At 62.2% G+C, this 23,715-nt stretch carries 22 protein-coding genes; 15 read left to right on the forward strand and 7 right to left on the reverse strand.

All coding sequences use genetic code 11. The features are described from left to right. Positions 1-18: 18 nt before the first annotated feature. Positions 19-1,434, forward strand: a complete 1,416-nt coding sequence (gene thrC, locus ACTHNR_RS04485; RefSeq protein WP_440546309.1) for a threonine synthase — start codon at positions 19-21, stop codon at positions 1,432-1,434. A gap of 147 nt (positions 1,435-1,581) precedes the next feature. Here thrC and ACTHNR_RS04490 read toward each other — a convergent pair whose 3' ends face one another. Both ACTHNR_RS04490 and ACTHNR_RS04495 read right to left on the reverse strand, forming a co-directional pair. Beyond that, positions 1,582-2,910 (reverse strand): NAD(P)/FAD-dependent oxidoreductase, encoded by a 1,329-nt coding sequence (locus ACTHNR_RS04490; RefSeq protein WP_440546310.1) that lies wholly within the window; start codon positions 2,908-2,910, stop codon positions 1,582-1,584. A 426-nt stretch (positions 2,911-3,336) separates the two neighbouring features. Further along, positions 3,337-3,951: a helix-turn-helix domain-containing protein gene (locus ACTHNR_RS04495; RefSeq protein WP_440546311.1), complete on the reverse strand. Its 615-nt coding sequence runs from the start codon at positions 3,949-3,951 to the stop codon at positions 3,337-3,339. 339 nt (positions 3,952-4,290) lie between these two features. Here ACTHNR_RS04495 and ACTHNR_RS04500 point away from each other — a divergent pair, with 339 nt between their 5' ends. Beyond that, on the forward strand, positions 4,291-5,214 hold the full coding sequence (locus tag ACTHNR_RS04500; protein WP_440546312.1) for a 2-hydroxyacid dehydrogenase: 924 nt from the start codon (positions 4,291-4,293) through the stop codon (positions 5,212-5,214). Positions 5,215-5,322: 108 nt separating this feature from the next. On the opposite strand, the gene ACTHNR_RS04505 is transcribed toward ACTHNR_RS04500, so the two are convergent. Next, a complete protein-coding gene (locus tag ACTHNR_RS04505) occupies positions 5,323-6,453 on the reverse strand; it encodes a DSD1 family PLP-dependent enzyme (RefSeq protein ID WP_440546313.1) in 1,131 nt (376 codons plus the stop codon). 410 nt (positions 6,454-6,863) lie between these two features. Between ACTHNR_RS04505 and ACTHNR_RS04510 the strand changes: the two genes are divergently transcribed. The 5 genes from ACTHNR_RS04510 (at position 6,864) to ACTHNR_RS04530 (ending at position 12,276) form a co-directional block, all read left to right on the forward strand. Further along, on the forward strand, positions 6,864-7,748 hold the full coding sequence (locus tag ACTHNR_RS04510) for a GNAT family N-acetyltransferase (RefSeq protein ID WP_440546314.1): 885 nt from the start codon (positions 6,864-6,866) through the stop codon (positions 7,746-7,748). 179 nt (positions 7,749-7,927) lie between these two features. Next, positions 7,928-8,734, forward strand: a complete 807-nt coding sequence (locus tag ACTHNR_RS04515) for an ABC transporter substrate-binding protein (RefSeq protein ID WP_440546315.1) — start codon at positions 7,928-7,930, stop codon at positions 8,732-8,734. A gap of 183 nt (positions 8,735-8,917) precedes the next feature. Beyond that, positions 8,918-9,574 (forward strand): amino acid ABC transporter permease, encoded by a 657-nt coding sequence (locus tag ACTHNR_RS04520; protein ID WP_440546316.1) that lies wholly within the window; start codon positions 8,918-8,920, stop codon positions 9,572-9,574. A gap of 7 nt (positions 9,575-9,581) precedes the next feature. Then, positions 9,582-10,358: an amino acid ABC transporter ATP-binding protein gene (locus tag ACTHNR_RS04525; protein ID WP_440546317.1), complete on the forward strand. Its 777-nt coding sequence runs from the start codon at positions 9,582-9,584 to the stop codon at positions 10,356-10,358. Between the two features lie 124 nt (positions 10,359-10,482). Then, positions 10,483-12,276, forward strand: coding sequence for a methyl-accepting chemotaxis protein (locus ACTHNR_RS04530; RefSeq protein WP_440546318.1), 1,794 nt, complete (start codon positions 10,483-10,485; stop codon positions 12,274-12,276). A gap of 24 nt (positions 12,277-12,300) precedes the next feature. Here ACTHNR_RS04530 and ACTHNR_RS04535 read toward each other — a convergent pair whose 3' ends face one another. The 3 genes from ACTHNR_RS04535 to ACTHNR_RS04545 all read right to left on the reverse strand — a co-directional run bounded on the left by ACTHNR_RS04535 (position 12,301) and on the right by ACTHNR_RS04545 (position 14,845). Continuing rightward, on the reverse strand, positions 12,301-13,605 hold the full coding sequence (locus tag ACTHNR_RS04535; RefSeq protein ID WP_440546319.1) for a type II toxin-antitoxin system HipA family toxin: 1,305 nt from the start codon (positions 13,603-13,605) through the stop codon (positions 12,301-12,303). Further along, a complete protein-coding gene (locus ACTHNR_RS04540; RefSeq protein WP_440546320.1) occupies positions 13,602-14,000 on the reverse strand; it encodes a helix-turn-helix domain-containing protein in 399 nt (132 codons plus the stop codon). The genes ACTHNR_RS04535 and ACTHNR_RS04540 overlap by 4 nt, the downstream gene beginning before the upstream one ends. A gap of 143 nt (positions 14,001-14,143) precedes the next feature. Beyond that, positions 14,144-14,845 (reverse strand): FadR/GntR family transcriptional regulator, encoded by a 702-nt coding sequence (locus ACTHNR_RS04545; RefSeq protein WP_440546321.1) that lies wholly within the window; start codon positions 14,843-14,845, stop codon positions 14,144-14,146. 234 nt (positions 14,846-15,079) lie between these two features. Between ACTHNR_RS04545 and ACTHNR_RS04550 the strand changes: the two genes are divergently transcribed. The 8 genes from ACTHNR_RS04550 to ACTHNR_RS04585 all read left to right on the forward strand — a co-directional run bounded on the left by ACTHNR_RS04550 (position 15,080) and on the right by ACTHNR_RS04585 (position 22,821). Beyond that, on the forward strand, positions 15,080-16,630 hold the full coding sequence (locus tag ACTHNR_RS04550) for a sugar ABC transporter ATP-binding protein (RefSeq protein ID WP_440546322.1): 1,551 nt from the start codon (positions 15,080-15,082) through the stop codon (positions 16,628-16,630). After that, positions 16,623-17,654: an ABC transporter permease gene (locus ACTHNR_RS04555; protein ID WP_440546323.1), complete on the forward strand. Its 1,032-nt coding sequence runs from the start codon at positions 16,623-16,625 to the stop codon at positions 17,652-17,654. The genes ACTHNR_RS04550 and ACTHNR_RS04555 overlap by 8 nt, the downstream gene beginning before the upstream one ends. 38 nt (positions 17,655-17,692) lie before the next feature. Continuing rightward, a complete protein-coding gene (locus ACTHNR_RS04560) occupies positions 17,693-18,640 on the forward strand; it encodes an ABC transporter substrate-binding protein (protein WP_440546324.1) in 948 nt (315 codons plus the stop codon). Between the two features lie 98 nt (positions 18,641-18,738). Then, on the forward strand, positions 18,739-19,755 hold the full coding sequence (locus ACTHNR_RS04565) for an aldo/keto reductase (RefSeq protein WP_440546425.1): 1,017 nt from the start codon (positions 18,739-18,741) through the stop codon (positions 19,753-19,755). 131 nt (positions 19,756-19,886) lie between these two features. Beyond that, entirely contained in the window at positions 19,887-20,897 is a 1,011-nt protein-coding gene (locus ACTHNR_RS04570; RefSeq protein ID WP_440546325.1) for a zinc-binding alcohol dehydrogenase family protein, read from the forward strand. 32 nt (positions 20,898-20,929) lie between these two features. Further along, on the forward strand, positions 20,930-22,063 hold the full coding sequence (locus ACTHNR_RS04575; protein WP_440546326.1) for a mannitol dehydrogenase family protein: 1,134 nt from the start codon (positions 20,930-20,932) through the stop codon (positions 22,061-22,063). Positions 22,064-22,153: 90 nt separating this feature from the next. Next, a complete protein-coding gene (locus tag ACTHNR_RS04580) occupies positions 22,154-22,456 on the forward strand; it encodes a hypothetical protein (protein ID WP_440546327.1) in 303 nt (100 codons plus the stop codon). 26 nt (positions 22,457-22,482) lie between these two features. Next, positions 22,483-22,821 carry an L-rhamnose mutarotase gene (locus tag ACTHNR_RS04585; RefSeq protein WP_440546328.1) on the forward strand — a complete coding sequence of 113 codons (339 nt, stop codon included), beginning with the start codon at positions 22,483-22,485 and terminating at the stop codon, positions 22,819-22,821. Positions 22,822-22,917: 96 nt separating this feature from the next. On the opposite strand, the gene ACTHNR_RS04590 is transcribed toward ACTHNR_RS04585, so the two are convergent. Continuing rightward, complete coding sequence (locus ACTHNR_RS04590; RefSeq protein ID WP_440546329.1) at positions 22,918-23,502, reverse strand: fascin domain-containing protein; 585 nt, start codon at positions 23,500-23,502, stop codon at positions 22,918-22,920. Positions 23,503-23,715: the final 213 nt, after the last annotated feature.

A 23,715-nucleotide genomic window follows, 5' to 3' on the forward strand; every position in this document is an offset into this window, starting at 1 on the left:
ATCAGCAGGAGTGTTGTCATGAGCTACGTCTCGACCCGGGGCGACGGTCGCCATCGGCGGTTTTCCGATGTGTTGATGGAAGGATTGGCGCCGGACGGCGGCCTGTACGTGCCCCACGACTACCCCAAGGTCGACGACGCTACGCTCACGCGCTGGCGCGGCTTATCGTACGCGGAACTGGCCTTCGAGATTCTCGCGCTGTATGTCGACGATACCCCGCTCGACGAGCTGCGTTCGCTCATCGCCCGCACCTACACAGCGGAAGTCTTCGGCTCGACGCAGATCGCGCCTTTGCGAAAGCTGGACGAATCGATCGCACTGCTCAATCTGTCCAATGGCCCCACGTTCGCCTTCAAGGACATGGCGATGCAGCTTTTGGGCAATCTGTTCGAAGCCGAGCTGAGCCGCCGCGGCACACGGCTCAACATCCTCGGCGCGACATCGGGCGACACTGGCAGCGCCGCGCAATACGCCATGCGCGGCAAGCGAAACGTACGCGTGTTCATGCTGAGCCCCCACGGTCGAATGAGCCCCTTCCAACAGGCGCAGATGTTCAGCCTGCATGACGAGAACATTCACAACCTGGCCGTCGAAGGCAGCTTCGACACATGCCAGGATATCGTCAAGACCGTCTCCGCGGATCGGGACTTCAAGCTTCGATACAACATCGGGACGGTCAATTCCATCAATTGGGCGCGATTGCTGGCCCAGGTGGTTTACTACTTCTTCGGTTACTTCCAGGCCACGAACGAAAACAGCGAACGTGTCTCGTTCTGCGTGCCGTCCGGCAACTTCGGCAACATATGCGCCGGCCATGTCGCGCGCATGATGGGCCTGCCGATCGAAAAGCTCGTGCTGGCGACGAACGAGAACGACGTGCTCGACGAATTCTTCAAGACCGGCCGGTACCGTCCGCGTGCCATTGGCGAAACGATGGCGACGTCGAGCCCGTCGATGGATATCTCGAAGGCATCCAATTTCGAGCGTTTCATTTTCGATCTGCTGGAGCGCGATGCACAACGCGTTGCGCAGTTGTTCGGCACGGAGCTTTCAGCGCACGGTCAGTTCAGCTTGACGCGGGAGGAGACGTCGCGCATCGCCGGATATGGTTTCGTGTCGGGCAAGAGTACGCATGCAGATCGGCTGCGAACGATCTCCGACGCTTGGGAACGCCATCGCACCCTGATCGATCCACATACTGCCGACGGCGTCAAGGTCGCACGCGAGCATCTTAGCCCTGGCATACGCACCGTCGTGTTCGAGACCGCGCTGCCGGTCAAGTTCGAGGACATCATTCGCGAAGCAACGGGCCGAAGCGCGCCACGGCCGGCCGCCGTGGCCGACATGGAGCAACGCCCGCGGCGCTGCGAGGTGGTCGCGCCTTCGGCCGAGCTAGTGATGGCGTACATCGCTCGGCATTGCAACGACGACTAAAGCCGCCGAGAGCATTCACCATGGCCGTGTTTACTTCGACTCTCCGAACCTTCCGAGGGTCAGTTAGCCGCTTTAATGCGTAAGCGCGGCACGGATTCCATGAAAACGTGGCGAGCGGCGACGAAGCCGCGCCCGCCACGTGGGCTGTCACATCATTTCCGGCGTCTTGATGATGCTGCCGTCGGTGAAGCGGCTCAATCGGTAGGGGGAGATGTCCATCATGGGTTTCACATCCGTGACCATATCGGCGACGAGTTCGCCTGCCGCCGGCCCCATGGCGAAGCCGTGCCCGCTGAACCCCGTGGCCAGGTACAGCCCCGGATGGGTCGCGACGTCGGAGATGATGGGAATGAGGTCGGGCGTCGTATCGATCGCACCGGCCCAAGCATGGACAATCCGCAGGTCGGACAATTGCGGGATCGCGCGTTTGACGTTATCCAGAGCGAGCTTCATGAACTCGAGGTCGGGCTTCGGATCGAGCACACGGCAGCGTTCAAACGGCGAAATTTCATCGAATTGCCAACCGGCCGATGCTTCGGGGCCGTGAAACCAGGGCTGAGCAAGGCGGTACTTGAGCTTCTTGCCGAGGTCGTTCCGGTAATTGCGGTAGTACTTCAGCGCGTGTTTCAAACCAAGCGGCGCCAAGTCGATACGCCCGAAACCGGGGACGGCCACCGTGTATCCACCGTCCAAGCGACGACGGAGCGCAAAGCCGGGTCCGCTGAAGCAACCATTGATCACGTTGGCGGCGACAGACGTGCGCATGGCCGTGCCAATCACGTTGACCGCCGGCAGGTCAATGCCGTGACGCGCGCAAAAGCGCGAACTCCATGCGCCGCCTGCGCATACCACGGTGTTGGCCTTGATCAGACCGCGCTCGGTCCACACGCCGCTCACGCGGCCAGCACTGAAATCCAAGCCACGCGCCGCGCAGTTCTGGTAAAGCAGCGCGCCAAGACGCTTCGCCCCTTCGGCCAGCGCCGGCGCCGCGCGAGAGGGTTCCGCTCGCCCGTCGCTGGGCGACCAGACACCGCCGGTGTAGCGCGGACCGCCCTGTGGCACGCGTTGGTTGACCTCGGCGGAACTGAGCATGTGGCTCACGAACCCGATTTCACGCGCTCGCTTGCCCCACGCTTCCCACTGAGCGATGCTTTTTTCGTCGCTGCTGGCATAAAGAATCCCTTCGCGACGAAAGCCCAGGTCGATCTGGATTTCATCGCTCAGCTCACTCCAACGACGAAGGCTGCGCATGGCCAGCGGCAGTTCGAAGAGGTCGCGGTTCTGTTGACGAACCCAGCCCCAGTTGCGCCCCGATTGTTCGCCGCCCACCACGCCTTTGTCGATCAGCGCGACGGAAACACCGCGTCGCGCCAGTTCATAGGCGGTGGATGTCCCCACGATCCCGGCGCCGATCACGATTACGTCGACCTCGCCCGAGAATTCCGGCGTGTCGTATACTTCTTCGACTCTTAGCATTTCACTCTTCCATCGTTCGATTTGCCGAGCACCCGCCTACGCCGCGGCTCCTGCTTGGCCGTTGTGCGCGTGTGGTTCTTCGGCACGGTGCGTCAGCACGTGGCGCACAAACTTTGAGTCATACGCACCGCCAATGACATGTCCCTGCGGCAGCGCGACAGTGGCGGGATCGAAATCTAACGTCGGAGTGGACATGCTCGGCCGGACCTCGTGGTCTGGAGTGACGCGCCGACGCCAACGGTTCATTCCAAGCGTCGTCGCAAGTTGCAGGGCTTGTCCATCGCACTACCCGCAATGAACATTCGTCGATCGATGTTCATTATAGTGAATGAAGAATGAATTGCTAGCGGTCAAAATTATAGTTCTGTAGTTTCCGTTGTGCATCGCGCAAGTGTATGCGCTCGCGCGCCCGCGGGGTGCGAGCGTTCACAAGTGAACGACCGGTGGGCGCGTATTCATGACCCAGAGTACGCGCGCCATTTCACTGCTTTCGTTGCGTACGCTGTGCGGCACCGTGCTCTTGAACTGGAAGCTGTCGCCGGTGCGCAGAACGGCGCGGCGGTCGCCGACGTTCAGCACGACCGTACCTTCGAGCACCAATCCCGCCTTTTCGCCCACGCCAACGAGCACCTCATCGGAGCCCGCACCCGCCGGCAGCAGAATGATCATCAGCTTCAGGTCGTGATCGCCGTGCGGCGACAGCAACTCTTTTTGCATGCCAAGGTTGCCGACGTCGAACAGAGGCCGCTCGGCCGCCTTGCGCACGAAATCGCCGACGACCGGATCCGATACCGCGTCGTCCGCCTCCAGCAGGGCGCTAAGCGGTACCGATAGGGCCTGTCTCAGGCGCTCGAGAATCCTCACGGACGGATTGGCCTTGTTGCGCTCCACCTGACTCACCGTGCCGACGGACACGCCGGCACGCATGGCGAGTTCATTGACGGACAACCCCTGCTCGGTGCGTAGGGCGCGCAGGCGCGCACCCACGTCGGAGTGATGCAATTCAGTCACGGTCTTCTTTCTAGCCTGTGCTGGCTTCATGCGAACCCCTAAGTAAACAGTTCAATCCATCCATCCGCGTTTGCGACCCGCTCGTGCGCGGGCATCGTTTGCGCTGACGGCAGGTCCAGCCGGTTTCCGCGCCATGAATGAGCAGAACCACTTGATCATTATATTGAATAATGCCATATTTCGCTGAACACTCGTCGCTGCCTCGGTCGGCGACAAGCATACATAGATCGACCGGACCGGCGGTGGGGCGATGACGCCGCGATACGCGCGCGCATCGTGCGCAAGGAGCCGGTCGAGCAGCACGACAGTGGGCCCGACGCGATAGATGGCGCGTTCGGCATCATGAATCAGGCGATGGGGTAGACGACGATGGCTGTGCTTTACAAGTCCGATCCGGTGCGAGGCGCAATCTGGGCCGAGCGCTTCGCTCAACTGGCGCCGGATATTGAATTTCGCATTTGGCCAGACATAGGCGACCCATCGGCGATCCGCTATCTCGTTGCCTGGCAGCCCGACGATCTCGCCGTCACCTTGCCGAATCTGGAAGCGGTGTTCTCGGTCGGGGCAGGGGTCGATCAACTCGATCTCACCCGTATTCCGGCGCACCTTCCGGTCGTGCGCATGATCGAGCCGGGCATCGTGGACGGCATGGTCGAGTACGTGACGGAAGCGGTGCTGGCGATCCATCGCGATGTGTTGGACTACGCGATCCAGCAACAAGCACGCGTGTGGAAACCGATGCCGCTGCGGCCGGCCGCGTCGCGGCGCGTCGGCGTTCTGGGGCTCGGGGTGCTCGGGACAGCGGTGCTCGAACGACTGCGGCTGTTCGGTTTCGCGTGTGCCGGATGGAGCCGCTCGCCGCGCGACATCGAAGGCGTTGAGTGCTTCGCCGGCGATGCCGCGCTCGATACGTTTCTCGCGCGCACCGACGTGCTCGTCTGCCTGCTACCGCTCACCGACGAGACCCGGGGCATGCTCGATCGACGCGTGTTCGCCGCGTTGCCCAAGGGTGCGTCGATCGTGCACGTGGGCCGCGGGCCGCAACTGGTGGCGGGCGATCTGCTCGATGCGCTCGAGCGCGGCCAGATTCACAGCGCTGTCATCGACGTGACCGATCCCGAACCATTGCCCGCGGAGCATCCGCTGTGGGTCCGACCGCGCGTGCGCATCACCCCGCATATCGCGAGCGTGACGAGCGCCGTGCCGGCTGCCGATGCATTGCTCGCCAACTTGCGCCGCCATCGGGCAGGCGAGCCCATGATCGGCCAAATCGATCGGTCGCGCGGATATTGAGCCGATGGATATCGCGCTTGCCACGCAACGCAATTCACGAAAGGAGCTGCGCTCGTGAGCACGGATTCAGAAGGGCAAGCGCGCGCTCCGATCCGGCGTTGGCGCGCTTCACCAACCGTAAAAGCGCGGCCAGGTCTCGACACTTCCGTCCGCGTTGAGCGCTTGATAGGCGGGATGCTGCGCGCCCGTGGCGCACGCGTGGTTCGGCAAGATGCGCAGACGCGTCCCGATCGGAAACCGCTGTTCGATCTCGTGATCCGGGGCGCCCGACCGGGAGACGATGCCGTGCTCTTGATTCGCTCCGCTCATCAGGTACTCGGTCAGCACTTCGCCGTTTTCGCGGCAAACGAGTCCGTATCCGAAATCGCGCTTCTGACGCTGCGTCCCGCGATCGCGGCTCATCGCCATCCAGCCCGCGTCGACGATGGCCCAGCCCTTCTCGCGCTGATGGCCGATCACCGTGGTCAACACGCTCAATGCGATCTCGCATGTGTCGTTCACGCCTACGTTGTGCATGACGAGGTCGAACATGACATACACGCCCGCACGAACTTCCGTCACGCCTTCGAGGTGTTCGGCGGTCAGCGCGGTCGGCGTCGATCCGATACTGACGACGTCGCACGGCAGCCCCGCAGCACGAATGCGTTCGGCGGCGCGCACGCAGCGCGACCGTTCCTGTTCGGCAATCCGGACAAGATCGTCATGGGTATCGTAGTCGTAGCTCGAGCCCGCATGAGCCAATACGCCGCCAAGATGCATGCCGCCGCTCGCGAGCGTGGTTGCAACGGCGAGGAGCGTGTCGTCGTCAGGCTCGATCCCGGAACGGTGGCCGTCCACGTCCACCTCGATCCACACTTCGAAACGTTCTTCCTGATCCTGGCCGAAAGCGACGATGGCTTCGGCACAGGCCACGCTATCGGCGACGATCTTCAGGTCGCAGCCTTTCCGGCGCAACGCGAGCGCTTGGGGGAGCTTCGTCGGTGCGATGCCGACGGCGTAGACGATATCGCTGACGCCGCCTGCGAAGAATTGCTCCGCTTCCTTGAGCGTGGAGACCGTGATGCCCCTTGCGCCGGCCTCTATTTGCGCCTTGACCACCTGCTCGCACTTGCTGGTCTTCACGTGCGGCCGAAAGCTGACGCCGAGCGCGTTCATGCGTTGCTGCATACGTTCGATGTTGTGGTGCATACGCGCGACATCGATCAATGCGGCGGGCGTATTCAACGACTCCAAATTCATCTGTGGCTCCTGGCGATTCATCGTGCGGCCGGCATCCGCGCCGGCTCGCGCATTCGGATGAGTCACTATAGAAGGGGGGCGAGAATTTGTGCTTAACGATGGATAAAGTGTGCGTTAAGCCGCCTTAAACGCATAACCGGTCAGTACGGTGCGGACGCTGGCAGGGCGACAGCGGCGACCGTCCCGCGCAGGCGTCGGGCTATCTGAACGCACCGGCGCATCGAACGGGATGCTCGTGCGACTGCACCATTAACGTTTGTTTAACGCTCTGTTTATTGGCTATTAAGCACGAAAAATTATTTGTTTCTATAGTGCGTTGCAAGGACGCATCCGTTGCGAGTTGGGCGACCGGCGCCGAACGCGCGGCGCGCAACCCCTGCAAGGATCGATTGTTGAAAAAGGAGTGCGTTGTGACTGTTCCTCGATCGCCGGAGACGCTTCGGTATCGGAGATTTACCCCGGCCGATGTCGTCGCGGCTCACGGGCTTTCGACCGCGGTCGGCTGGCCTTACCGGCCGGAAGACTGGCAATTTTCCGCGGATACGTCGATAGGATTCGTGGCCGAAGACGAGGGGGTCGTCATCGGCACCGCGATGTGCTGGACGTTCGGGGCTGACCGCGCCTCGCTCGGTCACGTCATCGTGTCGTCCGAACACCAGGGCAGGGGCATTGGCCGCAAGCTGATGGAGATCGTCCTCGAGGAGCTGGGGCCGCGCATGACGTTCCTACATGCGACACGGGCCGGCCAGCCGCTTTACGAGAAGCTCGGCTTCAACGTATGCGGCACGTTGGATCAATTCAACGGCAACGTCGGCAAGGCTGAGGCGGTTCCGTTGCTCGATGGCGAACGACTGCGCGCAGGGACGCCGGACGACTTTCCGTGCTTCATCGAACTGGATTCGCGCGCTTCCGGGCTGAAGCGCCAGGCGCTTTTGTCCGCATTGCTCGAGCGAGGGGAAAGCGTCGCGCTGGAGCGCGACGGCGAAATCGTTGGGTTCTCGGTGCTGCGGCGCTTTGGCCGAGGCTACGTGATCGGCCCCGTGGTCGCGCTTCGCGCGCGCGACGACATGCGTGCGAGGGCCCTGATCGGGCATTGGCTGGGCCGCCGCGAGGGCGAATTCGTTCGCATCGACGTTCCCACGGGAACGAGCCTGCCCGACTGGTTGATCGGGCAGGGGCTGAAGCGCGTCGATACCTGCACGAAGATGGTCCGCAATGCGCCGGCCGGCGCGCACACGGGCGCTGACGACCCGGTCTACAGGTTGTACGGGCTGATTAGTCAAGCGATGTTGTAGCTCGCGGTAGGAGCGGCGAATGCAGCCGTACGTAAGGGGGCTTGTTGGTAGTCGTTCGATATGGGGGGAACGCATCGCATTTGCACAGTGCTTTCCATCGCGGGCTGAAGGCGGTCGAGCGACGCCGTGTCCTTTGCCTTCTCCGCAGTTGTTCGAAGATTTTTCGTTAAGGATCCGTCATGTATCACTACACATCGAAAAGCGTTTCCCGCATGCAGGCTAGCGTCTTTCAGCGAATGCTCGCCGCCACGGCTTTGATTGCCTCGATGGCGTTCGGCGCCAGCCATGCAAGCGCGGCGACCGTCAAGATTTCGGCCGGGACGACGCCCTCGAGCGTGCCCAATGCGTTCTTGGATTTGAAGACGCATGAGATTCAAGGCGTCATGCCCGACGTGATTCGCGAAATCGGCAAGCGCGAAGGCTTCGACGTGTCGTTCGACGTCATCCCGTTCTCGGCGCTGATCCAGTCGGTCGTGTCCGACAAGATCGACCTCATCGTCGCGGGCATGAGCCCCACGCCCAAGCGCGCAGAAGTGATCGACTTTTCTCAACCGGTCGCTTACTTCGGCAAGGGGATCATCGTCAATGCTTCGGATAAGAACAACTATCACACCATCGACGACTTGAAGGGCACGGTCGTGGGCGCCGGCGTGGGCGAGGAAACCTCGGATGAACTGATGAAGCTGGGCATCTTCAAGGAAGTCAAGTTGTACAACACCGGCGCCGATATGGCCCGCGACGTTGCGCTGGGCCGCATCACGGCAGCGTTCAACGACTATCCGGTATGGAAGGCTCAGGAAGCGGCCGGGACGCTGCAAGGCACGCGCGTGGTCGATGGTTTCCAGCCGCTGCGCAGGGTGCCGATCGCGTTCGGCGTGAAGAAAGGCAATGCCCAGTTGCTTGCGAAGATCAACGACGGGCTCGTCAAGATCAAAGCCGATGGAACGCTGGAGAAGATCCTGAAGAAGTGGAATTTCGGGGATTGACCGACGCGTTATCGATGGAAGTTGGCAGGAGGGCATAGTGATGCGCGTCGGGCAACCCGAGCGGGCAAGCGGTAGCGGCGGCCCCGCTCGCCAGATGCGCATGAGTATGACCGATGGGTAAGGAGACGGCCGGTTTGCCTCGGCGCCGGCCATGCGATGTAACGATTATTAGAAGGGCGAATCATGCGTTGGAGCGACATAGTCGAGTTTGTCCCGATACTGCTTCAAGGGGCCGGGATGACTATCTTCATCACCCTTAGCTGCCTGATACTGAGCACCGCGCTCGGTCTGGTTTGGGCGCTGCTGAAGATGTCGCGGCATGCGCCGGTCAAACGTGCGGCCACCACGGTGATCAACGTGGTTCGCGGGCTGCCGATGATCGTGCTGCTGTTCTACATTTATTTCGTATTCCCCTCGATCCATGTGCAAATGAGCGCCTTGCAGGCGAGCATCGTGGGCCTGGCGTTCGGCTATTCGACGTACGTGGCGGAAATCATCCGCTCGGGTATCGAATCGGTGGATCAAGGCCAATACGAAGCGGCGCAGTCGATCGGCATGGGCCGCATCAAGACCATGACGCGGGTGATTCTTCCCCAGGCGATCAAGGTGGCGCTGCCGCCCTACAGCAACACGCTGGTGTCGATGCTCAAGGATTCCTCGCTCGCCTCGACGATCACGGTGGCCGAGATGACGCGCCAGGGCACGCTGATCGCGGCCGCGACGTTTCAGAACTTGGAGGTCTACACGCTGGTGGCGATCGGATACCTGGCGATGAGTCTGCCGTTGATGAGTTTGACGAAGGTGCTCGAGCGGCGCTTCGGCAAACACAAGGTGAAGTGAGGTTGCGATGATCGAAATCAAAGACGTCCACAAAAGCTTCGGCGACGTGCCGGTGCTCAAAGGCATTACGTTGAATGTGCGCGAGGGCGAGGTCGTATGTTTGATCGGCGCCTCGGGCTCGGGCAAGTCGACGCTGCTTCGCTGCATAAACGCGCTGGAATCGTACGATTCGGGCGACATTAAATTGCTCGGTCAGCGCGTGGAGCAACGCTCGCGCCACATCCATCAGCTGCGCACTCAAGTGGGCATGGTGTTCCAGCGCTTCAATCTGTTTCCGCACCGCACCGCGGTGGAGAACGTGATGGAGGGGCCGGTGCACGTGAAGCGCGAGCCGGTTGCGCAGGCGCGGCGCGAGGCGATCGAGTTGCTGCACAAGGTGGGGCTGGGCCAGAAGATCGATGCATATCCGCATCAACTGTCGGGCGGCCAGCAGCAGCGGGTTGCGATTGCGCGCTCGCTGGCGATGAAGCCGAAGGCGATCCTGTTCGACGAGCCCACGTCGGCGCTCGATCCGGAGCTCGTGGGCGAAGTGCTGAGCGTGATGCGCACGCTGGCGCGCGAAGGGATGACGATGCTGGTGGTGACGCACGAAATGGGCTTTGCCCGCGAGGTGGCCGACCGCGTGTGCTTCCTGCATGCGGGCCTGATCATCGAAGAAGGCAGCGCCAAGGAAGTGCTCGGTTCGCCGCGCGAAGCACGGACGCGAGAGTTTCTGCGCCACGTGCTGTCGCACCACGCCGAGGCTCCGCACGCGCACAACGGCGGAGCAGGAGCCGTGGCGTAAGCGGGCGATCGGAATGCCGCCAGGCGCGGCATTTTGTTCTGTTTGCGAGGCGCAAAACGGTGACACACGCTGCCGAGTCGCGATTACGATCTCGCAGCTCAATCATAAGATCCCTAGACCTACGATGCTTTCGTCCATTCGAGCACGCGTTGTCCTTGCATGCGTAGCGCTGGTCGTGTTTTCCGTCGTCGCCAGCACCGCAACCGACTATGGGATCGCGAAGTCGAGCATGGAGGCGGCGATCGACCACGACTTGACGTCGTCGGCCAACGATCACGCCGCGGAAATCAGCCAGTGGATCGCGGGCAAGACGCAGATGGTCTCGTCGCTGCAGGATGTGGTGCTGACGGGCGATTCGCTACCCATGCTTCAACAGATCGCAGTGGCCGGTGGATTCTTCGATGTCGGCGTGGGCTACCCGGACAAGCGCGCGAAGTTCAACGATTGGGCGAACCCGCCATCGAGCTACGACCCGACTAGCCGCCCATGGTACAAAGCCGCCGTCGAAAGCGGCAAGCCCGTTGCGATTCCCTACGTCAGCACGAGCGGCGCGTTGCTGGTCGGCTTGGGCATTCCCGTGATACGCGACGGTGTGGTGAAGGCCGTGCTCGACGGCAATGTCCCGTTGGACAGTGTCGTCGAGAACGTGAAGTCGATCCATCCGACGCCGGCCAGCTTCGGCATGCTCGTCGACCGTAGCGGCCGCATCATCGCGCATCCCGATCCGAAGCTGCGGCTCAAGGCGGTCACCGATATCGCCGCGGATTTCGCGGGGGTGGCGAACGCGTCGGCGGGCCCGGAGAACGCACCGGTCAAAGTGGTGGTCGACGGGAAGACGAAGTGGGTGCGCGCGCAGGCTGTGCCCGGTACGGATTGGAACGTCGTCGTGGCGCTCGACCAAGCGGAGGCGACCGCGGGGATGCGCTCGCTATTGAGCGGGTCGTTGGTGTCGCTCATCGTGATAGTCGGCATCGCCTCGGTGATAGGGGCCGCGGTCACCACGTCCGCGTTTCGCCGGCTCGATCACGTGCGTCGGGCAATGGCGGCGATCGGCTCGGGCTCGGGCGATTTGACGCAACGCTTGCCGGACGACGGTAAAGACGAGGTGGCCAACATCGCGCGCTCGTTCAATCGATTCGTGGCGAGACTTCAAGGCGTGATGCTGGAAATACGCGGGGCGAGCCAATCGGTACGCGCCGCCGCGAATGAAATCGCCGCGGCAAACCAGGATCTGTCGTCGCGCACCGAATCGGCGGCGGCGAGCCTGCAGCAGACGGCCGCATCGATGGCGCAAATCTCGGGAACAGTGGACCGGTCCGCCGCCGCGGCTCTCGAGGCCGACGAACGCTCGGGCGTCGCCACGCAAATGGCCTCGCGCGGCGGCGAGATCGTCACCGCCGCCGTGGGCACGATGGGAGAGATCGAGGAGGCGTCCGGCCGGATCGGCGCCATCATCAGCGTCATCGACGGCATCGCGTTCCAGACCAACATTCTCGCGCTCAATGCCGCGGTGGAAGCGGCGCGGGCCGGCGAGCAGGGCCGCGGTTTCGCCGTCGTGGCGCATGAGGTGCGCAGCCTCGCGCAGCGCAGTGCGCAAGCGGCGCGGGAAGTGAAGCAACTAGTGGAAGCGACGGTCTCGCGCGTGGGTGCGGGCTCGACCTTGGTGCGTCGAGCCGGCGAGACGATGAGCGAGATCGTCGCCAACGCGGTCGATGTTCAATCGGTCGTCTCGGGCATCGCGCGTTCGACGACCGAGCAGACACGCGGGATCCAAGAGGTCAATCGTGCTGTCATGCAACTCGACGCGATGGTGCAGCAGAACGCGGCGCTGGTGGAAGAATCGGCCGCGGCATCGGCCGCGCTGCAGACTCAGGCGAACGCGTTAGCGTCGACCATCGGAACGTTCAAGGTCGAATGAGCGGATGCGCCGCTGTCGCGGCGGCTATGCCAGCAAACGTACCGCTGTGCGCAGCTGATCGTTCTCGAGCGCGGGAGCAAACGCGTCGAGATCGTCGTTTGTCATGCCGACCGGCGCCGATTTCGCGATCCTTTTCCAATCCTGAACCGCTGCGCAGACTTCGCCTAGCACGCGCTTGGCGTTGTCCTCGCGTAGCCAGAAGTCCGGGGCCGCGTCCAACACATCGACGATGGAATCAACCGGGCCGGAGTGCTCGGTCAGCCATAACTTCAACTCGGGGTATTTGTCGGGGAACGGGTTGATGTCGAAGGCCGGCGCTAGTCGCCATTGGCCGTGTGCGACGTGCAAGAAACCGTGATTTTGTACATGATCGTCGACGTTCGTGATGAGTAGGTTGAACGCGAGTCGGCGCCACAGCTCTTCGAGGTCGCGTGCGGGATCGAGGCATTGGGCTTTGATAACATCGGCGATCTGCGAGTAGGCATGGTCGTCCGCCCGGGAAGCCTGAAGCATGGAGCCGGCGGACAGGTATGGAATGCGTCCACCGTGCTTTGCCCGATCGAACCGGCGGACAAGCGCCACGGGGATGTCCTCCGACATCACCACACGCGACTCGGCGACGGTGATGCCTGCGGCCGCAGCCAGGTGGAGCGCAAGGACTTCGCCTCGAGTGACGCTTCGGTCGTCCTTGACGCTAGGAAACTTGCCTATAGCCAGGTGCCCATCCTCGTCGAGGATGGTGCACTTGGGCCGCATGCCACCCAGCGAAGTGCCGCGGCCCCGCAAGTATTTCAGGTCGGCCTCGGTTTCCTTGTTGGCTTCTACTGCACGGGTAGCGCTGATCAACTGACCGAGCTCGAGTAAGGGCGGCGTGCCGCGCCCGCCGTCCTCGATGGTGCGTAGGAAGTTGCCGGACTCGTCGAGCAAGCGCAGCGCGCCGATACGGCTGCGGTCGTCGACCCCCAGCAAGTAGTCCATTTCGGTGAGCGTCGCGCCGGGCGCGGGCACGCCCGCGGCGTGCGCCGCCTTACGGCGTTTTGCGTGGTCGCGCGCAATGACGCGGCAGCCCCAGCCGTCCGGCTCGGTATCGGCGAACGCAAAATGGAAAATCGAATCTTCTTTTGTGGGCGCCTTCCGGAACTGGTGCCCCTCCACGAGGGCAAGATCGGGCGACAGCTCGAAACGATGGGCATCGGCGAGCCACTGCGCGCCGTACGCAAAGGCCGTAAATTCGCGCCCCCCATCCTTGCTGTACGTGAGGGTGCCAACCGGTAGTGCGGCCTCGCCAAGCGCAACATTGACAGTCTGTTTTACGGCCGATTTGCTCATAGTGCTCCGGAGTCGGGTGTGACTCGCTTCTTGCGGATGCGCTGCGGTACTTCCTCGTTCATGAGCGACAACCCGATCTCGTCGGCGGCGGAGTCGAGCAGCAGCGCGAATCGATCCAACTCGCCAAGGATGAAGCACGCCTGAGCGATGGTCCCCATCGAAATACCAGAATCGCCATGCTCCATGCGACGCACCGTGGTTTCGGAAACGCGCATCCGCTCGGCCATCGAGGCCTGGGTCAAATGGCGGCGCCGACGCGCCAACGCCATGTCTCTTCCAAGCTTTTCGAGGGCGCGAGCAACGGGTGAAGGAAGGGTTGGCGAGGAATGGCGCTTACCGTTCATATTTGCTCGATTAAAGGCGATTAGCAGCCAAATCTGGGCGGTACCGTCCATGGGACTGCGTATTGTGTCGACGCGTGACGATGATGTCAAGCTGCGAAGTGCTTAACCGATCGCATATGATCGGTTATCTACCCTAATAAACCAAATATGAACGGTTAATGCGCCGCGTCTTGATCGCGCCGCGATCGCCGTTGCTACTCCACGCCCTGTTTCAACGCGCCGCTGATCCACCGCTCTTCGGACGCCATGAGGTGCGCGCGCATGGCGGTTTGCGCGGCGATGGGATCGCCGGCTTGCAACGCTCTGAGCACCGTTTCGTGCTCCTGCACGGCGGCCGTCCAGGTTTGCGCGGTTTCCGCATGACCCCGCATGGCGGCCGCGATCGGATCGTGCCGACTGTCGAATAGCTCGCCCAGAAAGCGGCTCAGCACCGAATTACCTGCCGCTTCCGCGATCAACATGTGAAATTGCCGGTCCGCCTCGACCGGCGATTTGCCGGCGGCCGCCAATCGACGCATCCGCTCGACGGTGCGACGCAGTCGATCCAGCATGGCCGCGGTCATATGCGCCGTCGCCAGGACCACCACGCTGCCCTCGATGGCAGCTCGCGCCTGCATCAATTCCGAAGGGCTATCGCCCAGTGCGCCCACCGTCCCCGCGGCGTCCGCGCTCGCCTCGCTGACATAGACCCCCGACCCCATGCGGATTTCCACTTGACCGCCGATCTCCAGCGCGATCAACGCTTCGCGTAGCGACGGACGCGACACGCCGAGCTTCAGCGCCAGTTCGCGTTCGGGCGGCAGACGTTCGCCAGGCGGAAATTCCCCCTGGCTGATCAGCGCAAGGATTTGGGTGGCGACGGATTGGTAAAGCCGCTTGGGTTCTGTTGATTTCATCGTATGGGTAAAAAGAGGTGCCGCTAAGCGCCAGGCAGCTTTTGCCGAAGTCTAGCACGCTGCCCTGTAACCATTGCCACGCAAGCGCTCGGTAGACCTATCGGGGTTTTTACTATTGGTAAGATGGGTGCGAATGAACGAATATTGGCTTGACCAGAGCAACATGTTTCGCTTTAATTCGTATAAATTGGACTGACCACACGCAAGCAAGGTCGGCCGCTTACAGGAGACGAAATGCCAGTGCCTCAGGGTTCACCACACCCCGCGGTTGCCGACCGGGCTGCTTCGGGGCAGGAGATCTTGCGCCTCGAAGGCGTCGTGAAGCGATTTCCGGGGGTGCTCGCCCTCGACGGCATTCGTCTGGATCTTCGAGCGGGCGAAGTGCATGCAGTCTGCGGCGAAAACGGGGCGGGCAAATCGACGCTGATGAAGATCATCAGCGGTCAGTACCAGCCGGACGAAGGGGTCATCCATTACCGCGGCGCGCCGGTGCGCTTCGCTTCGACATCGGAAGCGCAGTGTGCGGGCATCGCGATCATCCACCAGGAGCTGAACCTCGTTCCGCATTTGAGCGTGGCGGAGAATCTCTACCTTGCGCGCGAGCCCAAGCGGGGCCCGTTCGTCGACACGCGCAAGCTCAACGTCGACGCCGTGCGCTGTTTGCAGCGGATCGGATTGGATGTTGCACCTACCACCTTGGTGGGTACGCTGTCGATCGCCCAGCAGCAGATGGTGGAAATCGCGAAGGCGCTTTCGTTCGATTCGAGCGTGCTGATCATGGACGAACCGACGTCGTCCCTGACAGAAACCGAGACAGCGCAGCTTTTTCGAATCATTCAAGAATTACGCGAGGCCGGCGTCGCGATCCTTTATATCTCGCATCGCCTCGACGAGATGGCGCAGATCGTCGATCGCGTGACGATCCTGCGCGACGGCCGGTATATCTCGACGGACGATTTCTCGGCCTTGACCGTGGGCGACATCGTCGCGCGCATGGTCGGGCGGTCGCTCGACGACGCGTACCCCGCTCGGCAATCGGTCCCGACGCAAGAGGTACTGCTCACCGCACGAGACTTGCGCCGCGACGGCATATTCGGTCCCGTGTCGTTCGAGCTGCGTCGCGGGGAGATTCTCGGTTTCGCCGGGCTGATGGGTGCGGGCCGCACCGAGGTCGCCCGAGCGATTTTCGGCGCCGACCGGCTGGACGCGGGGACGATCGAGTTGCATGGCGCCCCGGTGGCGATCCGCTCGCCGCGCGAAGCGATTCGCCACGGCATCGCGTACCTGTCCGAGGACCGCAAGCAAGAAGGCCTCGCGCTCGGCATGTCCGTCGCCGCGAACATCACGCTCTCGAACGTGGACGGCATCTCCTCGCGCGCGGGCTTTTTACGCTTCGATCAGGAGGCCGAGATCGCGGCCCGGTATGTCCGCGATTTGGCCATTCGCACGCCGTCGGTGGCGCAGACCGTTCGCAACTTGTCGGGCGGCAACCAGCAAAAGGTCGTCATCGGCAAATGGCTGTACCGCGGATCGAAGATCTTGTTCTTCGACGAGCCCACGCGCGGCATCGACGTAGGCGCGAAGTTCGCCATCTACGGGCTGATGGATCGGCTCGCGGCAGACGGTGTGGGGGTCGTACTGATCAGCTCGGAGTTGCCCGAATTGCTCGGGATGACCGATCGGATCGCCGTCTTTCACGAAGGCCAAATCACGGCCGTTCTCGAAACGAAAAATACGAGTCAGGAGGAGATTATGCATTTTGCTTCGGGGTGTGCCCATGCTTGAAATGACATCGGATCGTAGCCAAAGCGCCGATCGCTCGGCGCGACAGCGACGCCGCGATCTCATTCAGAAGTTCGCGGCGCTCGGCAGTCTAGTTGCGCTCGTCATTGCGTTTTCGATCACCAGCTCCGCGTTTTTTTCGGTCGGCAATATGATGACCGTGAGCTTGCAAGTGACGTCGATCGCCTACCTGGGCGTTGCCGCCACCTGCGTCATCATCACGGGCGGCATCGATCTGTCGGTCGGCTCGGTGCTCGCGCTGGCGGGTGTCTCGGCCGCCTTGCTCGCCAAATCGGGCGTGCCCGTGCCTGTGGCCATGCTGTGCGGCGTACTCGTCGGCGCGGCATGCGGCTACGTCAACGGGATCTGCGTGACGCGAATGGGCTTGCCCCCGTTCATCGCCACGCTCGGCATGATGCTCGTCGCTCGGGGTCTCGCGCTGCAGATCACCGGGGCGCGGCCGGTTTCGGATTTGAGCAATGCGTTCGGCGTGCTCGGCAACGGCGCATTGTTCCGCGTTTCGCACATCGGCGCGGACGGATTTCCGGATACGACCTTTCCGGGCATCCCGTATCCGGTCGTCATCATGGTCGTGTTCTTCATCGCGGGCGCCATTCTTCTATCGAAAACCGCGCTCGGCCGGCACATCTACGCGGTCGGCTCCAACCCTGAAGCGGCGCGGCTCTCGGGCGTCCACGTTCGCCGCGTGACGATGTTCACGTATGTGCTCTCCGGCGCATTGGCCGGTGTGACGGGCTGCGTGCTGATGTCGCGTCTCGTCACCGGTCAACCCAACGAAGGCGTCATGTACGAACTCGACGCGATCGCGAGCGCCGTCATCGGCGGAACGTCGCTGATGGGCGGCGTGGGCACGATTTCGGGCACGGCCATCGGCGCCTTCGTAATCGGGGTCCTGCGCAACGGCCTGAACATGAACGGGGTGTCCAGTTTCATCCAGCAGATCATCATCGGCGTCGTGATTTTAGGCACCGTGTGGATCGATCAATTGCGAAGCAGGAAGCGTTAACCAAGCGTAGTTCAACCATGAAAAAAGAGGAGTGAGACATGCAGAGGCTTTCGATTTTTGCGGTATCGGCGATGTTGTGCGCGGCGTTCAGTACGGGCGCGTACGCCGCCGGCGGCGAGATCGCCGTGATCGTCAAGACGGTCAATTCGAATTACTGGCAAAACGTGCAGAAAGGCGCCAAAGCCGCGATGGGCGACGCCAAGGGCTTCACGATGACCTTCCAAGGTCCGGCCGCCGAATCCGACATCGCGGACGAAGTGAACATGGTCGAAAACGCGGTCAATCGTCACGTCGCGGGCATCGTGCTCGCGCCGTCGGATCCCGACGCGCTCGTGCCGGCCATCAAGAAAGCGTGGGAGGCGCATATCCCCGTCGTGCTGATCGACTCGGCGTTGTCCGATGCGGGCAAGCAGTACTACCAGTCGTTCTTGTCCACCGATAACGAGAAGGCCGGCGAGCTTTGCGCGCAGGCGCTGATCGCGCGTGTCGGGCAGACCGGGAAGATCGCGCTCATGTCTTACGTGCCGGGCGCGGGTTCGGAAATCGGCCGTGTCGGCGGCTTCAAGAAGTACCTTGCGGCGCATTCGAAGCTGCAGATCGTGGGGCCGTATTACTCGCAATCGCAAATGGCGACGGCGCTCAATCAGACCACCGACGTGCTGTCGGCGAACCCGGATTTGAAGGGGATTTTCGGTGCGAACGAGCCGACGGCGATCGGGGTGGGCCGCGCGCTCGCGCAATCGGGCAAGGCGGGCAAGGTCGTGGCGATCGGATTCGACGGCAACCAGGATCTGCAAAATTTCGTGCGTGACGGGACGATCCAAGGGATCGCCGTCCAAGGCTCTTACCAGATGGGATACAAGGGCATTCAGACGGTCGTGAACGTCATCGAACATAAGAAGGTGGCCAAGGACATCGACACGGGCGTGGTGATGGTCGACAAGCAAAACCTCGATTCGCCCGAGGCGAAGAACGTCCTTTACTGACGAAGCCGATGACCTGCGCCGATGCCGATAGGCAATCGGCGCGGGACGTGCCGCGGTGCTTTCAACGACCGATACCTTCTCGATTGCGTTTCTCGATGATCAACGCTCGTACTCTCCGCACCTTGCCGCGCAGTGGCCTGAAACTCACGGCCTTGGGCCTCGGCTGCTCGCAGCTCGGCGGCTTGTATCGTCCCATGTCGTGGGCCGATTCGGAGGCGCTCGTCGATGCGGCGTGGTCCGCCGGGCTGCGCTACTTCGACACCGCGCCGTACTACGGCTATACGCTCTCGGAGCGCCGCGTGGGACAGGCGCTCTCGATCCGAGCGCGCGACGCGTTCACGCTCAGCACGAAGGTGGGCCGACTGATGCAGCCGGATGCCGGCGTGCGGCCCGGGGACGAGGGCTGGGCCGAGCCGTTGCCATTTCGCCCGGTGTTCGACTACACCTACGACGGCATCATGCGCTCCTACGAGGATAGCCTGCAGCGGCTCGGGATGAGTCGCATCGACATTCTCTACGTTCACGATATCGGCGCGATGACGCACGGGCCGCGCCATCCGCACTTTTGGGCTCAGTTGACGGAAGGGGGCGGCTTGCGCGCCTTGGCGCAGCTGCGCGAAAGCGGTGCGGTGTCGGCCATCGGCCTTGGCGTCAACGAGTGGGAGGTCGTCGTCGATGCGATGAAAGAGGCCCCGCTCGACATCGTCATGCTCGCCGGACGATACACGCTGCTCGAGCAAACCGCCCTCGAGCCGCTGCTCGACGCTTGCCTGCGCGCGCAAACGGCTGTCGTGGCGGGCGGCGTATTCAATTCCGGGGTGCTTGCCGGTAACGGCAAATTCAATTATCAGGACGCGCCGGCTGAAGTCGTCAAAAAAGTGCAGCGACTCACCGAACTATGCGGGCGCTTCGACGTCCCCTTGCCGGCGGCGGCGCTGCAATTCCCGCTGGCTCATCCGGCGGTCGTTTCGTGCGTGATCGGCGCGCGCAGCGTCGCGCAACTACAGCAGAACATCGCATGGCTCGAGCGCCCGATACCCGATCGGTATTGGCAAGCCTTGAGCGATGAAGGGCTCATCGCCGCCAACGCGCCTGTTCCAAGAGGACAAGCGTGACACGGCGCTTCGATGCGCACCGGCTCGATCGGCGAGTGGGGCGCGATCGACCTATTCAACGGCAACGCATGCAGGTTTTATCGCGGGGCGACCTTATTCGCCACGCATGATTTGATCAAGAGGACATTCATATGCTTAGCGTGATTTGCGAATCACCCGGTGTGTTGCGCGCGCAGCAATCCCAGATGCCGACTCGCGCCGCCGGCGAGGTGTTGCTGCGCGTGTCGCGCGTGGGAATTTGCGGCACCGACCTGCACATCTTCACGGGAAATCAGCCTTACCTTCAGTATCCGCGCGTCATGGGGCACGAGTTTTCAGGCGTGGTGGTCGACGCGGATTACGACTCGGGATTCGAGCGCGGCGACGGCGTCTACGTCATGCCGTATCTGTCCTGCGGGCGCTGCGTGGCGTGCCGGCAAGGCAAGACTAATTGTTGTGTCGATATCAAGGTGCTCGGTGTGCATCGCGACGGCGCGCTGACCGAATACCTCAGCGTACCCGCGCAGTTCGTTCACAAGGCCGAGGGCGTCACGCTCGATCAGGCCGCGATGCTCGAATTCTTGGCGATCGGGGCGCATGCGGTGCGGCGGGCGGACGTATCGGGCGATCAACGCGTATTGGTCGTCGGGGCCGGTCCCATCGGCATGGCCGCCATGATTTTCGCCAAGCTGCGAGGCGCCAACGTGACATGCCTCGACACGCGCGCCGACCGGCTCGCGTTTTGCCAGTCTCAATTGAACGTCGACGCCGCCGTTGCCGTGGGCCCCGATGACACGGCGCAGCTCGCCTCGCTGACGAACAACGAGTTTTTCGACGTGGTGTTCGATGCGACGGGCAACATCGACGCCATGAACCGCGGGTTCGGATTCGTCGCGCACGGCGGAAAGTACACGCTGATTTCGATCGTGCCCGGACAGGTGACCTTTTCCGACCCGGAGTTTCATAAGCGCGAGATGACGTTGCTCGCGAGCCGGAACGCCACCACCGCCGACTTCGAGACCGTGCTGGACGCCATGCGTTCGGGACGCATTCCCGATCAAGCGTTGAACACGCACCGCATGCGGCTCGCCGACGTTCCCGACGCGTTTCCGCGTCTGCTGGAGACGGGGCAGACGGTGGTCAAAGCCTTGGTGGAGTGCTGAGCCAATACCATGGGACGGTCAGGACAGCTAGCATGAGTGAACCCATCCTTCAGTTCGGTACGAGCCGGTTCCTGCTGGCGCATGTTGCGTTGTTCGTCTCGCAGGCGCTCGAGCGCGGCGACGCGATCGGCGGCATCGGCGTCGTGCAGACGACCGGCAATCCGGCCAGTCACGCGCGCGTCGCGGCGCTGTCGAAGCAAGGCAGCTACCCGGTGCGCATTCGTGGGCGAGAACGGGATGCGGCCGTGGATTCCGTCGTGGTCTGCAACGCGATTCGTTCGGCATGGATTGCCGACCGCGACTGGGCAAGCGTTCGCCGCGCCGCGATCGAGGACGTGCGCGTCATCGTGTCGAATACCGGCGATACGGGCTACCGTCTCGACGAGCGAGATACGCCCGGCGTGCTCGAGAAAGGCGCGGCGGCGCCACGCAGCTATCCCGCGAAGCTGCTCGCCTTGCTTCATTCGCGTTGGCAAGAACGCCCCGACGAAGGGGTGTCGATCTTTCCGTGCGAATTGGTGGAGAACAACGGCGATACCCTGCGGGAGATCGTGCTGGGATTGGCAACCCAATGGTCGTTGCCGGAGCCGTTCGTCGAGTACCTGCGGCAGCGGTGCGTTTGGGTCAATTCCCTCGTCGACCGGATCGTATCCGAACCGATCGATCCCGTGGGCGCGGTGGCGGAGCCGTACGCGCTTTGGGCGATCGAACGACGCGCGGGGATGGCGCTGCCCTGCACGCACGAGAGCATCGTGCTGACGGACGACTTGCGAAGCTACGAGCGGTTGAAGCTTTTTTTCCTCAATCTCGGCCACAGTTGGCTGGCCGAGCAGTGGCTGACGGAGCAGCGCTCGTCCGCGGAAACGGTGCTCGATGCGATGGAAGACACGCGCGTGCGCGCCGAACTCGAAGCCGTGTGGCAAGAGGAAGTGCTGCCGGTCTTCGAAGCGATGAATATGCGCGCTCGAGCCGAGGACTACGTGGCCAGCGTCCGCGAGCGGTTCGGCAATCCCTATCTCCATCACCGAATAGCGGATATCGCCCAAAACCACGTGGCGAAGGTCAAACGGCGGGTATCGCCGCTGATCGAACTCGCGGATGCCTTGCCGACGCCGGTCGCGCAGCCTCGTTTGCGAAGCCTGCTCGCCAAACGCGGCCTCATCTGAAACGGGCAGCGCGCTTGGCGTCGATCATGTGTCGAGCATCGTACAGCGGCCGTCGTCACGCAGGCCGCAATCATGGAGTGGGAGGGGATCGTGGGTCGTTATACGCAGTCGTTGAAGGCGACAAGACCGGGGCAAGCATCGACGAACAGCGTGGCGGTCGTACTGCCGCAGGGCACGTCGATCGCGGAGGTTCCGCTGACGCAACTGGAGCGGGGGCTTCTGAGCGAGGCGCTTCGCTTGCTGGCCGATACGCGCGCCAGGGCGCTGGAACTGACGACGGAGCTGAGTCGGCGGCGAGGCATTGCGGCCCCCGATGTCCACGACTTTCAGTTGCCCACGATCGTCGATCTTCAACGTCGGTTCTGCGGCCAGCAATCTCCAGCAGTCGAATAGCCGGCCATTTACGCTAACGAGAAGCCATGCGCTACTGTCTTGCACTCGATTTGAAAGACGATCCCGACCTCATCGCTCGCTACGAGCAGTTCCATCGCGAGGTTTGGCCGGACGTCATTCGCCATATACGCGAGCACGGGGTCTCGAACATGGAGATCTACCGCCTAGGTACGCGGTTGTTCATGATCATGGAGACCGACGACGCGGTGTACGACGCGGACCGCATGGCCCAAGGCGCGTTGAACAATCCGGCGGTTCAGGAGTGGGAAACGTTGATGTGGGAATTTCAAGCGCCGACGCCCTGGACGCCCGCAGGTCAAAAGTGGGTGCCGATGGATCGAATATTCGATTTGCGGCAGTGTTAGGGCGATCGTGCGTCGTCAAGTAGGATCGCGAGCCCTTCCGATCATGACGGGGCTCGCGTTCGCGCTAGCGACTCGATCTGAGTTGGACTCCGGGCGTCAAGGCTTGGCTAATACGGTGATGGTCCATTGCGCCCATGGGGATTGCGGCATATCGACGGCCGAGGTATGGAAGTCGGCGCTATCGGGGTGAGCCGCGCCGTACACGCAGCCGTTACACCGCGCCAGATAGTATCCGCTGCTCGCCTGGAAAGCGTACTTGCCATTGGCCAATGCGACCAGCGTGAATTGCGCATCCTTGGTTTCTTTGATGGCGCTATGGCTGACGTAAATGAACGCCATGTCGGGGGAGATGCCGTTTGGACTGCAATTTTGGCATTCGGCTAAATATTTTCCGGTGTCGGATGCACGCAGTGTGTATTTTCCATTGCTCAATCGCTCAAGATAAAAATGTGCCCTGGATGAGGTCTTGACTTCCTCTGGGGTCACTTGGACGAATGCGCTGTCGTGATATTTCGCGTTGCCCACGCAGTCGGTGCAGCGCGCCAGGTAGTTTCCGCTGTCCGCCTGCAGCGTCACGGGAATGCCGGTCTCGCACAACGGGGGCGAGCCTGCGTTTGCTCCAGACGAGGATATCAATACGATCAAAGAGGCAAGACATGCAAAAATCTTGAAGATTTTCATTGTCGGCTCCATGCGTTGTTTCGATGGTCATCCTGCGAATGTGATTCGCATAGGATATTCAAAAGAAAGGATTATTCTCTTTTGAATGGTCGGCAGGGATATTGCGAAATCAGAGTAGCATATGCGTTCGAATTTATTGCCTACAAGTTTTGGTGGGCTATTTGGCGGAATATGAACCGCATGCAGTGCTCGGTTGAGATGTGATCGCGCTCG

Origin of the sequence: Trinickia sp. (assembly GCF_051954495.1) — a bacterium.
In the GTDB taxonomy this organism is placed as follows: domain Bacteria; phylum Pseudomonadota; class Gammaproteobacteria; order Burkholderiales; family Burkholderiaceae; genus Trinickia.

Coding starts and splice junctions, on each gene's coding strand:
- thrC (WP_440546309.1), top strand. CDS start 19: ATGAGCTACGTCTCGACCCGGGGCGACGGTCGCCATCGGCGGTTTTCC.
- ACTHNR_RS04490 (WP_440546310.1), bottom strand. CDS start 2,910: ATGCTAAGAGTCGAAGAAGTATACGACACGCCGGAATTCTCGGGCGAG.
- ACTHNR_RS04495 (WP_440546311.1), bottom strand. CDS start 3,951: ATGAAGCCAGCACAGGCTAGAAAGAAGACCGTGACTGAATTGCATCAC.
- ACTHNR_RS04500 (WP_440546312.1), top strand. CDS start 4,291: ATGGCTGTGCTTTACAAGTCCGATCCGGTGCGAGGCGCAATCTGGGCC.
- ACTHNR_RS04505 (WP_440546313.1), bottom strand. CDS start 6,453: ATGAATTTGGAGTCGTTGAATACGCCCGCCGCATTGATCGATGTCGCG.
- ACTHNR_RS04515 (WP_440546315.1), top strand. CDS start 7,928: ATGTATCACTACACATCGAAAAGCGTTTCCCGCATGCAGGCTAGCGTC.
- ACTHNR_RS04520 (WP_440546316.1), top strand. CDS start 8,918: ATGCGTTGGAGCGACATAGTCGAGTTTGTCCCGATACTGCTTCAAGGG.
- ACTHNR_RS04525 (WP_440546317.1), top strand. CDS start 9,582: ATGATCGAAATCAAAGACGTCCACAAAAGCTTCGGCGACGTGCCGGTG.
- ACTHNR_RS04530 (WP_440546318.1), top strand. CDS start 10,483: ATGCTTTCGTCCATTCGAGCACGCGTTGTCCTTGCATGCGTAGCGCTG.
- ACTHNR_RS04535 (WP_440546319.1), bottom strand. CDS start 13,605: ATGAGCAAATCGGCCGTAAAACAGACTGTCAATGTTGCGCTTGGCGAG.
- ACTHNR_RS04540 (WP_440546320.1), bottom strand. CDS start 14,000: ATGGACGGTACCGCCCAGATTTGGCTGCTAATCGCCTTTAATCGAGCA.
- ACTHNR_RS04545 (WP_440546321.1), bottom strand. CDS start 14,845: ATGAAATCAACAGAACCCAAGCGGCTTTACCAATCCGTCGCCACCCAA.
- ACTHNR_RS04550 (WP_440546322.1), top strand. CDS start 15,080: ATGCCAGTGCCTCAGGGTTCACCACACCCCGCGGTTGCCGACCGGGCT.
- ACTHNR_RS04555 (WP_440546323.1), top strand. CDS start 16,623: ATGCTTGAAATGACATCGGATCGTAGCCAAAGCGCCGATCGCTCGGCG.
- ACTHNR_RS04560 (WP_440546324.1), top strand. CDS start 17,693: ATGCAGAGGCTTTCGATTTTTGCGGTATCGGCGATGTTGTGCGCGGCG.
- ACTHNR_RS04570 (WP_440546325.1), top strand. CDS start 19,887: ATGCTTAGCGTGATTTGCGAATCACCCGGTGTGTTGCGCGCGCAGCAA.
- ACTHNR_RS04575 (WP_440546326.1), top strand. CDS start 20,930: ATGAGTGAACCCATCCTTCAGTTCGGTACGAGCCGGTTCCTGCTGGCG.
- ACTHNR_RS04585 (WP_440546328.1), top strand. CDS start 22,483: ATGCGCTACTGTCTTGCACTCGATTTGAAAGACGATCCCGACCTCATC.
- ACTHNR_RS04590 (WP_440546329.1), bottom strand. CDS start 23,502: ATGAAAATCTTCAAGATTTTTGCATGTCTTGCCTCTTTGATCGTATTG.